The organism is Cupriavidus sp. SIMBA_020 (assembly GCF_046535395.1).
Lineage (GTDB): Bacteria > Pseudomonadota > Gammaproteobacteria > Burkholderiales > Burkholderiaceae > Cupriavidus > Cupriavidus campinensis.
Genome location: NZ_JAWRWU010000006.1, coordinates 141,697 through 155,253, shown reverse-complemented (window position 1 = coordinate 155,253; position 13,557 = coordinate 141,697). Strand labels below are relative to the sequence as shown.

Annotated in this window: 12 protein-coding genes; 7 read left to right on the top strand and 5 right to left on the bottom strand. The window is 68.2% G+C overall.

Annotated features, from left to right (window positions below):
* Positions 1 to 30: 30 nt before the first annotated feature.
* On the bottom strand, positions 31 to 801 hold the full coding sequence (locus tag SB751_RS14075; protein WP_211942596.1) for a GntR family transcriptional regulator: 771 nt from the start codon (positions 799 to 801) through the stop codon (positions 31 to 33).
* Between the two features lie 101 nt (positions 802 to 902).
* On the opposite strand from SB751_RS14075, the gene SB751_RS14070 reads away from it, so the two are divergent.
* The 6 genes from SB751_RS14070 to SB751_RS14045 all read left to right on the top strand — a co-directional run bounded on the left by SB751_RS14070 (position 903) and on the right by SB751_RS14045 (position 6,893).
* Positions 903 to 1,757, top strand: a complete 855-nt coding sequence (locus tag SB751_RS14070; RefSeq protein WP_144198333.1) for an amidohydrolase family protein — start codon at positions 903 to 905, stop codon at positions 1,755 to 1,757.
* A 317-nt stretch (positions 1,758 to 2,074) separates the two neighbouring features.
* Positions 2,075 to 3,016 carry a dihydrodipicolinate synthase family protein gene (locus SB751_RS14065; protein ID WP_244844420.1) on the top strand — a complete coding sequence of 314 codons (942 nt, stop codon included), beginning with the start codon at positions 2,075 to 2,077 and terminating at the stop codon, positions 3,014 to 3,016.
* Between the two features lie 102 nt (positions 3,017 to 3,118).
* Positions 3,119 to 3,763, top strand: a complete 645-nt coding sequence (locus SB751_RS14060; RefSeq protein ID WP_410748154.1) for a TRAP transporter small permease — start codon at positions 3,119 to 3,121, stop codon at positions 3,761 to 3,763.
* 1 nt (position 3,764) lies between these two features.
* Complete coding sequence (locus SB751_RS14055; RefSeq protein WP_144198330.1) at positions 3,765 to 5,030, top strand: TRAP transporter large permease; 1,266 nt, start codon at positions 3,765 to 3,767, stop codon at positions 5,028 to 5,030.
* Between the two features lie 83 nt (positions 5,031 to 5,113).
* The gene (locus SB751_RS14050; protein WP_211942599.1) at positions 5,114 to 6,115 is read left to right on the top strand and encodes a TRAP transporter substrate-binding protein; all 1,002 of its coding nucleotides are present in this window, start codon (positions 5,114 to 5,116) and stop codon (positions 6,113 to 6,115) included.
* A 97-nt stretch (positions 6,116 to 6,212) separates the two neighbouring features.
* Entirely contained in the window at positions 6,213 to 6,893 is a 681-nt protein-coding gene (locus SB751_RS14045) for a GntR family transcriptional regulator (RefSeq protein WP_144198388.1), read from the top strand.
* 7 nt (positions 6,894 to 6,900) lie between these two features.
* On the opposite strand, the gene SB751_RS14040 is transcribed toward SB751_RS14045, so the two are convergent.
* The 3 genes from SB751_RS14040 to SB751_RS14030 all read right to left on the bottom strand — a co-directional run bounded on the left by SB751_RS14040 (position 6,901) and on the right by SB751_RS14030 (position 11,280).
* On the bottom strand, positions 6,901 to 7,578 hold the full coding sequence (locus SB751_RS14040; RefSeq protein ID WP_144198329.1) for a hypothetical protein: 678 nt from the start codon (positions 7,576 to 7,578) through the stop codon (positions 6,901 to 6,903).
* On the bottom strand, positions 7,575 to 8,957 hold the full coding sequence (locus SB751_RS14035) for a cytochrome-c peroxidase (protein WP_211942601.1): 1,383 nt from the start codon (positions 8,955 to 8,957) through the stop codon (positions 7,575 to 7,577). Before SB751_RS14035 ends, SB751_RS14040 begins: the two co-directional genes overlap by 4 nt.
* Before the next feature lie 115 nt (positions 8,958 to 9,072).
* Entirely contained in the window at positions 9,073 to 11,280 is a 2,208-nt protein-coding gene (locus SB751_RS14030) for an alkaline phosphatase family protein (RefSeq protein WP_410748153.1), read from the bottom strand.
* A gap of 325 nt (positions 11,281 to 11,605) precedes the next feature.
* Here SB751_RS14030 and SB751_RS14025 point away from each other — a divergent pair, with 325 nt between their 5' ends.
* Complete coding sequence (locus tag SB751_RS14025) at positions 11,606 to 12,589, top strand: 2OG-Fe(II) oxygenase (RefSeq protein WP_410748152.1); 984 nt, start codon at positions 11,606 to 11,608, stop codon at positions 12,587 to 12,589.
* Here SB751_RS14025 and SB751_RS14020 read toward each other — a convergent pair.
* Complete coding sequence (locus tag SB751_RS14020; RefSeq protein ID WP_144198325.1) at positions 12,561 to 13,526, bottom strand: tripartite tricarboxylate transporter substrate binding protein; 966 nt, start codon at positions 13,524 to 13,526, stop codon at positions 12,561 to 12,563. The two genes, SB751_RS14025 and SB751_RS14020, sit on opposite strands and share 29 nt — an antisense overlap.
* Positions 13,527 to 13,557: the final 31 nt, after the last annotated feature.

Genomic DNA, 13,557 nt, shown 5'->3' with positions numbered 1-13,557 from the left:
GTCTCCGTCGAATCAGTTTTTGGGGGGAGGTCAGCGGATCTCGGCCGTGTAGCGGAAGGCATAGGCATCGCCCCGGGTCAGCCGGTATTCGACGCACTGGCCCTGGATATCGAACGCCTGGCGTGTGACCAGGGCACAGGGGTGGGAGGGCGGCAGCGCGAGCAGGTCAGCTTCCTCGGCATCGAGCAGGCGGAAGGTCACCTCGTCCATCGCCCGGTGCACGGTGATGCCGCAGCGCTGGCTCAGCAGCGGATAGAGCAGCTCGCCCCACTCGGCCACCGGGGTGTCCTGCAACGCCGCGCAGCGCGGCAACGGCAGCCAGATCGATTCGAGCAGGCGTGGGGTGTCCGCCACCCAGCGCCGGCGCGAGATGGCCAGGCCCCGCGCGCCGGCCTCCAGCCCGAAGCGGCTGGCCATGCCCTTATCCAGCCGCACGCTGCGGCAGGACAGGATTTCCGAGCGCGGCACCGCCGTGGGCGCCGCATCGGCGTCCGCCTCCGAGCGGAAGCGGAAAAAGCGCATCATGCTGGCGCCGCTCCCCCCGGTCAGGCCGGTGCGTACGAAGGTGCCCTTGCCCTGCACCCGCTCCAGCAGCCCCTGCTGCACCAGCACGGCAATCGCCTGCCGGATCGTGCCGAGCGCGATGCCGAATTCGACTGCCAGCGCACTTTCGGCCGGAATGGCGGTGCCCGGCGACCATTCGCCCGTGACGATCTTCTGCTGCAATTGCGCGGCAATCTGCCCGTAGCGGCTCATGCCTGCCGAGGCGGCTGCCGGTTGGCGCGTGGCATTGTCTGGCATCTGGTGTCCGTGTTAGATTCCACTCCTATAGAGGACTAGAGTACCCGGACCGGGCCAGCCCGCCATATCGGGGCTAACCCGCACAGAGGAGAATCGTGCCGATGACGACAAGCCAGACGCTGGTGGATTGCCACTTTCATGTCTTCGATGCCGGCGTGGCCGTGGCCTCGGCGCGCTATCGGCCGCCCTATGCCGCGCCGCTGGCGGACTGGCTGGCCATGGCCGGCGCGCTGGGCGACCCGGCGGTGGACCCGGTGGACGCGGTGGACCCCTACGGCGTGGTAGTCCAGACCAGCTTCCTGGGCACCGACAACTCGGCCATGCTGGCCGCGCTGGGCCGCATGCCGGGGCGGCTGCGCGGCGTGGCGGTGGTCGATCCCGCCGTGAACGACGCCGAACTCGCCACGCTGGATGCCGCCGGGGTCCGGGGCATCCGCCTGAACCTGTATGGCGATGCCGGCTGGCGCCGCATTGACACCGCGCCGTGGCGCACGCTCTTCCAGCGCGTGGCGGCGCTGGGCTGGCACGTCGAGCTCCACACCAACAACGGCGACGGCGCGACGGTGCTGGCCGCGCTCGACATCGCGATGGGCGAAACATCAGCCCCCATCGTGCTCGATCACTTCGGCCGCCCCGGCCCGCTCGGCGTGGATGACCCGGTCTTCGACACGGCCCGCACCGTGGCCGTGCGGCGCCCGCTCTGGATCAAGATCAGCGCGCCCTACCGGCTGGCCAGCCCTAATCAGTGGCCGGCACTGGCCGCGCATTGGGCTGAAGTCGCCGGACCGGACCGCCTGCTCTGGGGCAGCGACTGGCCGTGGACCAACCACGAAGCCCCGGCGCGCGCCGACGAGTGCCGCGCGGTGATGGCCTGGTTCGCACAGCGGCCGGATCTGACGGAAGGCTTGCGCTGGCGCAATGCCGCCGCGCTCTACGGCTTCGCGCTGGCGGGCTGACACCGAATCTGCTTCTAGCGCGCGTGGCCGCGAGCACCGCCTGACGCGCTGACGCGGCGCGTCCGTGCCGGTGCACCAGCCCCGCCGGCGGTGCAAGGCATGCCCTGCGCCGGGGCGAACCCGTTCGCCCCCCTCCCCCCTTTCCGTCCATTTTTCCCTCCTCATTCCCCCAATCCCAGCCCCCAAGCCGGATTCCGGGCGCGCCGGCTATCAGGGTATTCACTGGCATTGCTCTTGCTAGACCAATGCTGGAAGATATCCTAAATATATTAAGCAGATATTTGCGAGCCCAACCCGACCCAACCGAGGAGTCCCCTGTGACCAATTCGACCAATTCGAGCAACGCCACCAATCCCCGCTGGACCGGCATCTTCCCCGCTATCACCACCAAGTTCCACGCCGACGAGCGGATCGATGCCGAGGGCACGAGTCGTCACATCGAATTCCAGATCCGCAATGGCATCCACGGGCTGGTGACCTGCGGTTCGCTGGGCGAGGCCAGCACGCTGTCGCTCGAGGAGAAGCTCGACGTGGCGCGCATCGCCGTGGAAGCCGCCGATGGCCGCATCCCGGTGCTGGCCAACGTCTCCGAAACCAGCACGCGAGACGCGCTGCGCTATATCGACGGCGCGAACAAGCTCGGCGTGGCCGGCTTCATGGTGATGCCCTCGGTGATCTACGTGGCCGATGCCCGCGAAGCGATGCAGAACGTGCGCGTCATGGCGGAAGCCGCCCAGAAGCCGGTGATGGTCTACAACAACCCGGTCGCCTACCGGGTGGACCTCAAGCCCGAGCACATGGTGGAGCTGGCGGACTGCAAGTGGGTGGCGGCGATCAAGGAAAGCACGGGCGACATCCGCCGCGTGACCGACCTGCGCAACACCCTGGGCGACCGCTACCAGATCTTCATGGGCGTGGACGACCTGGCCTACGAAGGGCTGGCGCTGGGCTGCGACGGCCTGCTGGCCGGCGTGGGCTGCGCCTTCCCGCGCGAGACCGTGGCGCTGTTCGACCTGATGAAGGCCGGCAACTTCGCCGAGGCGCTCAAGCTGTACCAGTGGATGACCCCGATGCTCCACCTCGATGTCTCCAACAAGCTGGTGCAGAACCTCAAGCTGATCGACACCCTGGTCGGCGTGGGCTCCGAGTTTATGCGCCGCCCGCGCCTGCCGCTGGTGGGCGAGGAGCGCGCCTTCGTCGAGCGCGTGGTGCGCCAGGCGCTGGAGACGCGGCCGGCGAAGTACCAGTCGGTGGTGTGATGCGGGCCTGCGGCGGTTCCGTGCCGCCGCAGGCATCCAACTTGCACCAGCCGTCGCGTCCGCGATCGTCACGACCGCCCTTCGTCCTGGAGTCTGCCTGCCATGCCTGACCTTTCCTCCCTCACCGCGGCCGAAGCGCCCGCCACGGCCACCGTTGCGCGACCGGTACGCTGGGTGCTGCGCGCCTCGGACGCCGTGCTCGCCGTGGAGCGCTACGTGCTCGGCGGCCTGATGACGCTGCTGGTGCTGCTGATCCTGCTCAACGTGGTCACGCGCTACGCAGGGCTGCCGCTGTACTGGGTGGACGAGGCATCGGTCTACGCGGTGGTGTGGCTGACTTTCGTCGGCGCCTCGGTCATGACGCGCCTGCGGCTCGATTTCGCCGTGGGGCTGCTCACCGAGCACCTGCCCCCGAAGGCCGCCCGCGCCGCCAAGGCCATCGCCACGGGCGGCGTGCTGGTGTTCGGGCTGGCGCTGCTGGCGATGTGCTGGGTCTGGATGGACCCGGTCGGCATTGCCCGCTACGGCTTCGACGCCCGCGAGTACGCGGCCGAATCGTTCAACTTCCTCTACACCGAGCACACCCAGACGCTGGAATGGCCGGTCTGGGTGCTCCAGCTGATCATGCCGCTGTTCTCCTGCACCCTGAGCCTGCACGCGCTGGCCAACCTGCTCGAAGACCTGGACCTCGCCCCGCGCCGCGCCTTTCCCGAGTTCCAGGTGGGCAACTCCGAGACGGTGAACTGACATGCCGACAACCTTCTTCTTCTGCGGCGTGATGCTGGTTGGCGTGCCCATCGGCATCTGCCTGTGCCTGGCCGGGCTGGCGTTCATCTTCAGCACCGGCGCCACCGTGCTGCTGCAATCGTTCCCCTCGCAGATGTTCGCCGGCGTGGACAGCTACGGCCTGATCGCCATCCCCCTGTTCATCCTGATCGGCGAGATCATGAACAGCGGCGGCATCACGCGCCGGCTGGTGGACCTGTCGATGGCCTTCGTCGGCTCGATCAAGGGTGGGCTGGCCTACGTCAACATCCTGGCCAACATGCTGGTGTCGTCGATCATCGGCTCGGCCACGGCCCAGGTGGCGATCATGTCGCAGGTGATGGTGCCCGAGATGGAGAAACAGGGCTACGACAAGACCTTCGCGGCCGGGCTGACCGTCTACGGCGGCATGCTGGGGCCGATCATCCCGCCCTCGGTGATGTTCGTGGTCTACAGCGTGCTGGCCCAGGTGGCCGTGGGCGACATGCTGATCGCCGGCATCCTGCCCGGGCTGCTGCTGACGGTGCTGTTCTTCATCATCATCGCCATCATGGGGGTCTTCTACAACTACCCCCGCAGCGCGCGCAAGACCCTGCGCGAGCGTGCCACCACCGTGATCCAGGCCAGCCCGACGCTGCTGATTCCGGTGGTGATCGTCGGCTCCATCCTCGGCGGCGTGGCCAATCCCACCGAAGCCGCCGCCGTGGGCGCGCTGGCCGCGGCGCTGGTCGGCCGCTACGTGACCAAGGAGTTCGACCTGCGCACGATGCCGGCCATCCTGCTGCGCTCGGCCATCTATTCGGCCATCGTGCTGTTCCTGGTGGCGGCTGCCGCCGTGTTCTCGTGGCTGCTGATCTACGGCAAGATTCCGCAGATGGTGGCGGCCTGGATCCAGACCATCGCCCACAGCCCGGTCGAATTCCTGCTGCTGGCCAACGTGATCCTGCTGATCATCGGCACGGTGATCGACGGCATTCCGGGGCTGATCATGACCGTGCCGATCCTGCTGCCGATCGCCACCGAGGTCTACCACATCGACCCGCGCCACTTCGGCGTGGTCATCGTCATCAACCTCGTGCTCGGGCTGATGTCCCCGCCCGTGGGGCTGAGCTTCTTCGTGGCCTCCGCCGTCACCGGCGCCAAGCCGGGGAAGATGTTCATGGTCACGCTGCCCTTTTTCCTGATCAGCTGCGTGGCCCTGGTGCTGCTCTCGCTGTTCCCGAGCCTGTCCATCGGCCTGCTGGACTAGCCGCCCGATCCAACCCGATCCAACCCGATCCCTTGCTGTCCCATCCGCCTCGCCGTTACCCATCGAACCGCACTGGAGCCGCCATGACCCTCATCACCCGCCGCCGTTTCCTCAAGACCACCGCGCTGGCCACCGTTGCCGCGCCCATGGTCATCACCTCCACCACCCGCGCCGCCACCACCAAGGAATTCCGCCTGGGCCTGATCACGCCCGCCGGCCATTCGTGGAACCGGGCCGCCGTGGCCTTCGGCGAGTCGCTCAAGAAGGAAACCGACGGCCGCCTGACCGTGACCGTGTTCCACTCGGGCCAGCTCGGCAATGAGTCCGCGATGATGCAGCAGCTCCAATCCGGCGCGCTCGACATGGGCTGGATCCAGGCGGCCGAACTCGGCTCGCGGGTGTCCAGCGTGGCCGCCATCAACGCGCCCTATCTGGTGCGCTCCACCAGCAGCGTGGCCAAGCTGGTGCGCACTCCGGCGGCCCTGAAGCTGCTGGACGCCCTGCCGCGCGAAACCGGCACCATCGGCCTGGGCTGGGGCATCACCGGCATGCGGGTGGTGTTCGCCACGCGCGACATCAATTCGCCGGACGACCTCAAGGGCATGAAACTGCGCATCAACCCCACGCCGGTCTACCGCGACTTCTATTCGATGCTGGGCGCCGCGCCCACCCCGATCCCCACCCCGGCTGTGTTCGACGCCATGACCAACGGCCAGGTGGATGGGCTGGAGGCCGACATCGAACTGTCCTGGAACCAGCGCTACGACAAGATCTCCAAGTCCCTGCTGCCGATGAACGCGCTGTTCATGCCGTTCGCGCCGCTGGTCTCGGGCCGAATCTGGCAAGGGCTGGACGCGAAGGACAAGGACCTCGTGCGCGCGCTGGTCACGCAGTCCCTGACCGCGCAGATCAACGACATCGTCACCACCGAGGCGGGGCTGATCGAGAAGCTCAAGCAGTCGTCGGTCCACTTCAAGAGCGTGGCCAACTACGACCCGGCGCCGGCAATCCAGAAGTTCGACGCCCTGTGGGTGGCCAAGGCCCCGGCGATTCCCGAGCTGCGCAAGATCGGCGCCACGCTGTAAGCGCACTGAGCGCACTAAGCGCCCTGAGCGCTCTGAGCCCCGCGGGGGCGGTCACGGCATAATGTCGACCGCCGCCCCCGCTGCCAACCTGTTCGAGATGCCGACACCTTCCAGAAACCAGAGCGCCGAGACTGACAATCGTGAAAAGCGCCGCGCCGCCGACGTGGCCTACGACCGCATCGAGACGCTGATCTCCAAGCTCGAGATCGCCCCCGGCAGCCCCGTGGTGGAGGCCGAGCTGGCCGAACTCACCGGGCTGGGCCGTACGCCCGTGCGGGAGGCGCTGGTGCGCATGGTGTCGATGGGGCTGGTGCTCCAGCAGCCCCGGCGCGGGCTGATTGTCTCGACCATCGACGTGATGGACCATCTGGACGTGCTGGCCACGCGCCGCGTGCTGGAGCGGCTGATTGCCGCCAACGCCGCGCGCCGCGCCACCGACGCCCAGCGCAAGGCGCTGATCGCCTGCGCCCAGAAGATGGTCAAGGCCGCCCAGCGCGGCAACCTCGACGAATACATGGCCGCCGACCAGGCGCTGGACCACGTGAACCACGCGGCCTGCCGCAACCGCTCGGCGGTCAAGGCGGTGATCCCGCTGATCGTGCAATGCCGGCGCTTCTGGTACGCCTATCAGCACGAGGGCGAGATTGCCGAAGGCGCCCAGGCGCACCTGGTCATGGCGCAGGCCATCGCCAGCGGTAACGAAGCCGAAGCCGCCGACGGCGCGGAGCGGCTGATGGACTACCTGGAGCGCTTCGCGCGCCGCGTCGTCAACGCCTGATCCCTCGTTATTGCATCGGCTGCCAGCCACCGCTGGTAGCCACCAACTGCTGCGTCAGCGCCATCGTGCCGCTGCCCCGCACCACGCGGGCCAGCACGGGGAAGGCGCCCTGCACCGCCGCATCACTGGCCCAGGGGGCCGGATCGAGCATATAGGTGTAGCGGACGGTGGCGGTGGCGTGCGCCGGCTTGTCGTCGCTGCCGCTGCCGCTGGCCTTGGGTGTATCCCAGCCGGTGACCTTGTTCACGCGGACGTGGCCGTAGCAAAGATCCGGCTCGGCGGTGTCCGCACCTTTCGCAGCCGTCTTGGGATGGGCGTTGACGAAGCCGCGCCCCTTGTCGGTCAGGTCATAGCGCAGCGCCTTCACGGTTTCCGTCTCGCCATTCTGGTGGCGCAGCGTCATTTCCGCGCGGGTGTGCGCCACCAGCCCGGCATGTTCGAGCGCGGGCATCTGGATGCCGTCGCGCAGTGTCCCCGCCACGGGCAGGTCCGGCACATCTACCGGCCAGCGATGGCGGCCGATGCAGAGGTCGCCGTGCGCTTCGAGCTGCTTCTCCAGCGCGGCGCGGAAATTGGCCTCATTGGGGGCGTCCGGGGCGCTGCAGCCGGCGAGCACGGCCAGCGCGGCAAGGCTGGCGAAAAGAATGGGCTTCATGGTCTGGGTGTCGGTGAAATAACGGGTCATGGCGTCTTTGGCTTGTGCGCGGCGTTCGCGGCCGCATTCACGGCAGCGGCTTCCGCCACCGTGTGGGCCTGCGGACCGCTCTCGGCGGTGCCCGCCGGCGGCACGAAGCCATCGGTCAGCGTCTTCAGGAAAACGATCAGGTCCTGCATCTCGGGGTCGGTCATCGGCGTGGCGCTGCCGGGCTTGCGCAGGTCCAGCGGCATCTGGTCGTCCAGGTTGGCGCGGTATGGCGCCGGCAGGTCGTTGAACTTGTTCACGCGGCCCTTGGCATCGCGCGGATACCACTTCTCCGGCGCGGTATCCCGGGTGTTGTAGAAGCGCACCACCTCCTCCAGCGACTTGAACACCCCGTTGTGCATGAACACGTGGCGCGTAGCCACGTTGCGCAGCACCGGCGTCTTGAACATGCCGCAGGTGGCCGCCGCGCCCTTGTCCTTGCCGGGGCGATGGTCGGTGCGCAGCGGGCCGCACAGGCCGAGGTCGAAATACTTCGGATCGGCATTGGCCGGGATCTCCATATTGCGCGGCACCCCGATCGCGGCGAACGAGTAGTCGCTGGTCATGTCCTGGCTGCCGTCGTTGCCGCCGCCAATCAGGTGACAGGCCATGCAGTTGCCCTTGTTGGGGTCCAGGAACACGCGCAGGCCACGGATCTCCGCATCGGTCAGCGCGCCGCCCAGCTTGTTGTTGCGGTAGCGGTCGAACTTGCTGCTGTAGGGGTGGAAGCTGCGGTCTTCCACCTGGAACGCCTGCAGGGCGGCGCCGACCAGCGTGAAGGCCCGCCCGGTGTCGTCGAACACGGTGGCGCCGTAGGTCTGGCGGAAGGCGTCGGCGTGGGCGCCGTGCTGTACGGCCTCGACCACGGCGGCTTTGCTCGCATTGGCCATCTCGTTGGACGCCAGCAGCGGAATCGCGGCCTGCTCGGCGATGGTGTTGGCGCGCCCGTCCCAGGTCAGGCCGCCGCCGGGGCCGGGCGGGCTGACCATGTCGGGGTTCTCGAAGGTATCCGAGTAGGCGTTGGTGTACTCCTTGTACATCAGCGTGGGCACGGCGCGCGTGCCCGGCACCTTGCCGTCGGCGCCGCCCAGCTGCACGGAGAGGTCGTTGGCCGGCGCGTAGGCGTGGTTGGGGTCGTGGCAGGTGGCGCACGACATCTTGCCCGTGCCAGACAGCGAGGGATCGAAAAACAGCTTCGCGCCGAGTTGTGCGGCGGGTGACAGAGGCGATGACGGCGCCGATGCCGGCGCGGCAACCGTCTGCACGGCGGCCTGGGCTGGCGTGGCAGCATGCGGCGCCGTCTCGGTCGCCGGCTTGCAGCCGACTAGCGTGACAGCACACGCAGCCGCCAGCAGGCTGGCGGCAAGAATGGAGTGGGACATGGTCTGGATCAGCGGTGGCAGCCGGGCGCACAGTCGGGCCAGGCCCGGTTGCGCACCATAAGAAGATCGGGGCCCCGGGCGACGGCCTGCGCCGCGCGCCCGGCGCCCCGCCACATCAGGACTTGATCGCCCAGATATTGGTCTGCGTGGCATCCGGCCCGCTGGCCGTGTTGCCGCCACTCAGCGTGCCGCTGCCGCTCACACCGGGCGTGGCGCCGCCCGAGACGATATCGCCGGCCTTGACCACGTAGTTGTGGTTCATCGGACGCACCGAATCGAAGTGGGTGTTGGCGCTACCCGAGTACTCGGCCAGGTTGGCCAGGTTCTGGGCGATGTACTGCTCGGTGTACTTCGAGCGGTTCATGTACGACGTCGGCACGCCCGGGTCGGCCAGCGCGAACATGTCCTGCATCGTGCGCACGAACGAGAAGTGGCTGTAGGCGTCCGAGTCGATCACCTGCTTCGGCGCGCCCGGCTGGTTGGTCAGCAGACCGAAAATGGTCGGACCATCGCCCTTGTTGCCGCCGTTGTAGCGCGGAATCGCCGTGGTGATGCCTTCGCCCAGCGGCGCGCCGCTGGTGGTGCCGCCGCCCACGTTCCAGCCGCAGCACGACGAACTGCCGAAGAAGCTCGAACCCTCATCGAACAGCATGACGATGGCCGACCGGCGGCTGGTGTTCTGCCACACCGGCGATGCCTTGATGGTCTCCACCAGGTACTTGGCGTAGGCGTCGCCGCGCTTGATGCCCGGCACGCCCGAGGTGCAGTCCGCCACCGCCGAGCCGGTACCGTGGATGTCATCGCACTGGTCGGGGACGATGTAGTTCAGCGCGCCGATGTCGCCGCTCTTCAGGTCATCCTCGAACTGGTGTGTGTTCCAGGTGATGCCATGGCCCTGCGCATAGGTCTGGATGGCCGCATCCCACTGGCCGCCGCCCACGGTACGGTTCAGGTTCCTGAAGAAGTCCGGACGGTTGCGCACCTCGTCGAAGTTCACCGCCGGGTGGTGCTTGGTCTTGTACAGGCTGGAAATCATCGGCTCGGTGGCACCGGCGCCGGAGGTCACGTTGACGGCGGTGATGGTGGCGTTGCCGGCACCATCCCGGCGCGGGTCCTGGCCCGGGTCCATCGACTCGCTGTACACGCGCGTGCCCATGCCGGCGTTGTACATCGCCGTGAACAGGTTGCGGTGGCCCTTGAGGTTGTGGACCTTGGTGTCGGCGTTGCAGGCGGCCAGCGGCTGGTAGACGTCGGTGGGCTGGTTGGCGGTATCGCCCGCCGGCAGGCAGTTCCAGGGGTTGTCGTCGGCCACGCCCCAGTCGTCGGCGCTGGCCAGCGAGATGTAGTTCGGCTCGCTGGGGTTGCCGGTGGAGAAATAGTTGGCCGCCTTGTTGCCCTCCTGGTTCAGGTACTTGTAGAAGTTCGGGTAGGCCGGATCGTCGATGGTCTGGTTGCTGTGGTTCTCGAACACCACCACGAACAGGTGGTCATAGCGCGGAATGCCTTCCGGGTTGAACGCGGCGTCCTGCGCGGCCTTCAGCGTGGTGACCGGATCGGTGGCGGCATCGCTGATAAAGCCCCGGTCCAGGATCTTCGAGGCCAGGGTGTAGCGGCCGGCGAGCGTGTTCGACTCGGTCAGCAGCGCCGTGGCGGCGTGGGCATCGGCCACGCTGGCCGGCAGGGCCAGTACGTCGTCGGCCTTGACCGTGACATCGGCCGTGCCGCCGGTGAGGCTCAGGCGGCTGGCGATGGCGGTCTTGGCGTCGGCCACGGTCAGGGATTCGGCTTCGGTCAGGCGCACCACTTCCGTCGATAACGGGCTGATGACTACCTGAGCGCCATTTGCCGCCTGCTCGGCCGCGCTGCGCAGCACCAGCTTGCTGGCGACCTTGGCGGGGGCGCCGCTGGCGTCGGTGTAGGTGGCGTCCGTACCGACCACGGCCACCAGGCTGGCGGCTGCGGTGGCCAGGGTGAAGCGGCCATCGGCGCCGGTGCGCGTGGCGGCCTCGCCGTTGTCGCACACGCCGTTGCCGTTGGTATCGGCGCACACGGTGGCATTGGCGTAGGCGATGGGGACGATGGTCTGCTGGACGTCATCGCCCGTGCTGCTCTTGGCGTAGTCCACGCCCGCGGCGGACGACATGGCGACGCCAGTGGGGTTCTTGAGCGCCGTGCCCATCACGCTGCCGCTGACCGTGGCCGGGGTGGCACCGGGATTGGACGCGGCCGGGGTGCCGCCGCCATCGCCGCCGCAGGCGGCCAGCATGGCGGCTGCGGCCAGCGCCGTGAGTAACGGAACAAAGCTGTGGTGTCTTGGGTGCATGTTTTTTTGGCTCGCCGGGCTAGGGCGATATGTAGTGGGTATCGTTGGCGTGCCGCACCCAAAAAGCCCGCCCCGTCGCGATGGTTCGAGCGGGTGGGCCGCCTGCGCGAGGGAGTTTTCGACGGGGGAAAGCCTGTACGCGATCCCTCGTCATGTGTGCAGCGGCTCTGATCCTAGGAGCCAAATATGACCGTTTGATTGCCCCGGCACCACGCGAAAGTTACAGAAAATTTCAAGCCGGCAACGGGTTGCAACCCGTATGCAATGCCGGGATACTGGCGCCGCCCGCTACCCATGCCGTCCCATGCACGCCTCGCCCCAACCCATGGCCCCCGCCTCTGCACCCGCCTCTGCTCACTCTGCGGCCACCCCGCCGCGCCAGCTTGCCACGCTGCATTTCACCGCCGAGTTGCGCGACTGGATCGTCCAGGCCCTGCAGCGCGGCGGCCGCCCGGATGAGCTGGTGCGCGCGCTGGCCGCGCAGCGCTTTGCGCCGGACGTGGCGCGGGAACTGGTGGAGGCCTTCGCCCGCGTGCTGCGCGAGGGGCTGCCGATGCCGGAGGGCAGCATCACGGTGGCGCGCGCCGCCCCGGCCACGACGCCCGCCCAACCCCGGCTGCCGCGCGCGTCGGTGCTGCACGGCGGCGACCGCAACATACCCGTGCTGTCCCGCACCGAGCGCCCCGTGGTGGCCGTGCTCGAAGGCGTGCTCAGTGATGAGGAGTGCGATGCATTGATGGCCGAGGCACGGCCGCGGCTCGCGCTATCGACCCTGGTCGATCCGCGCACCGGCGAGCACATCGTGAGCCCGGACCGCACCAGCGAGGGCATGTTCTTCCGCCTGGCCGAGGCGCCGTGGCTGGCCACCCTCGACGCCCGCATCTCCGCCCTGATGCAGATGCCGATGGAGAACGGCGAGGGCTTGCAGGTGCTGCGTTATGCGCCGGGGGCGCAGAGCCGCCCGCACTTCGACTTCCTGATGCCGAACAACGCCGCCAACCAGGCGTCGATCGCCCGCAGCGGGCAGCGCGTGAGCACGATGGTGATCTACCTGAACGACGTGCCAGCGGGCGGGGAAACGCTCTTCCCCGAGATCGGCCTGTCCGTGGTGCCGCGCAAGGGCAATGCGCTGTACTTCGAGTACTGCGACGACCACGGCCAACTCGATGGCCGCACCTTGCATGCGGCTGCCGAAGTGCTGGCCGGCGAGAAATGGGTGGCGACGAAGTGGATGCGGCAGCGGCGCTTCGTGCCCGCTGCCGAAGCCGAGCGCCAGGAACTTACTCCACCCGAATCCCGCGCGCCTTGACCAGCGCCTGCCAGCGCGTCGATTCGGTGTGGAGGAAGCTCTTGAACGCCTGCGGCGTGTTGCCCACCGGATCGAGCCCGGCCTGCTGGAGCTTGGCGCGCACCGCCGGGTCCGCCACGGCCTTCTGCACGGCGCTCGCGATGGCCTGCACACGGTCCGGCGGCGTGCCCTTGGGCACGAAGACGCCGTTCCACTCCAGCACCTCGTAGTTCGGCATGGCGCTCTCGGCCAGCGTCGGCGTATCGGGCAGCGCCTTGAGGCGCGTCTTCGAGGTCACCGCCAGCGCGCGCAGCTTGCCGCCCGTCACGTACTGGAGCGTGGAGGCGGTGTTGCCGAAGTAGGACGCCACTTGCCCGCCCATCACATCGGTCAGCGCCGGCGCGCCACCCTTGTAGGGCACATGAAGCAGTTCAATCTTGCCCTGCTCGTTGAACATCTCGGCGGCCAGGTGGGAGCCCGTGCCGGCGCCAGCGGACGCGTAAGTCAGCTTGCCGGGCGTCTTCCTGGCGGCAGCGATGAACTCGGCCACGGTCTTGTAGGGCGCGTTGGTGGCCACCACCAGGATCTGCGGCGCCGTGGCGACCAGCGAAATCGGGATGAAATCGGCCGATGGGTCGAACGGCAGCTTGCGCAGCGCGCCGTTCACGGCGAAGGCGGAGGCGTCGTAGAGCACGGTGTAGCCATCCGCCGGGGCCTTCGCCACGGCATCCGCACCGATCACGCCGCCGGCACCCGGCTTGTTGTCGATCACCACGGTCTGGCCGAGGAGTTCGCCCACCTTCTGGGCGACTACCCGCGCGGTGTTGTCCGCCCCGCCGCCGGCCGAGTACGGCACCACCATGCGGATGGGCTTGTCCGGGAAGGCGAAAGCGGCGAGCGGCACGGCCGCGACGAGGGTGGCCACGGCCTTGCCGAGGCGCTGCAGGGTCTTGCTCATGAATGTCTCCGAAGTTTTATTGTGTTGGCGT

Coding starts and splice junctions, on each gene's coding strand:
- SB751_RS14020 (WP_144198325.1), bottom strand. CDS start 13,526: ATGAGCAAGACCCTGCAGCGCCTCGGCAAGGCCGTGGCCACCCTCGTC.
- SB751_RS14075 (WP_211942596.1), bottom strand. CDS start 801: ATGCCAGACAATGCCACGCGCCAACCGGCAGCCGCCTCGGCAGGCATG.
- SB751_RS14025 (WP_410748152.1), top strand. CDS start 11,606: ATGGCCCCCGCCTCTGCACCCGCCTCTGCTCACTCTGCGGCCACCCCG.
- SB751_RS14050 (WP_211942599.1), top strand. CDS start 5,114: ATGACCCTCATCACCCGCCGCCGTTTCCTCAAGACCACCGCGCTGGCC.
- SB751_RS14035 (WP_211942601.1), bottom strand. CDS start 8,957: ATGTCCCACTCCATTCTTGCCGCCAGCCTGCTGGCGGCTGCGTGTGCT.
- SB751_RS14030 (WP_410748153.1), bottom strand. CDS start 11,280: ATGCACCCAAGACACCACAGCTTTGTTCCGTTACTCACGGCGCTGGCC.
- SB751_RS14045 (WP_144198388.1), top strand. CDS start 6,213: ATGCCGACACCTTCCAGAAACCAGAGCGCCGAGACTGACAATCGTGAA.
- SB751_RS14070 (WP_144198333.1), top strand. CDS start 903: ATGACGACAAGCCAGACGCTGGTGGATTGCCACTTTCATGTCTTCGAT.
- SB751_RS14055 (WP_144198330.1), top strand. CDS start 3,765: ATGCCGACAACCTTCTTCTTCTGCGGCGTGATGCTGGTTGGCGTGCCC.
- SB751_RS14040 (WP_144198329.1), bottom strand. CDS start 7,578: ATGACCCGTTATTTCACCGACACCCAGACCATGAAGCCCATTCTTTTC.
- SB751_RS14060 (WP_410748154.1), top strand. CDS start 3,119: ATGCCTGACCTTTCCTCCCTCACCGCGGCCGAAGCGCCCGCCACGGCC.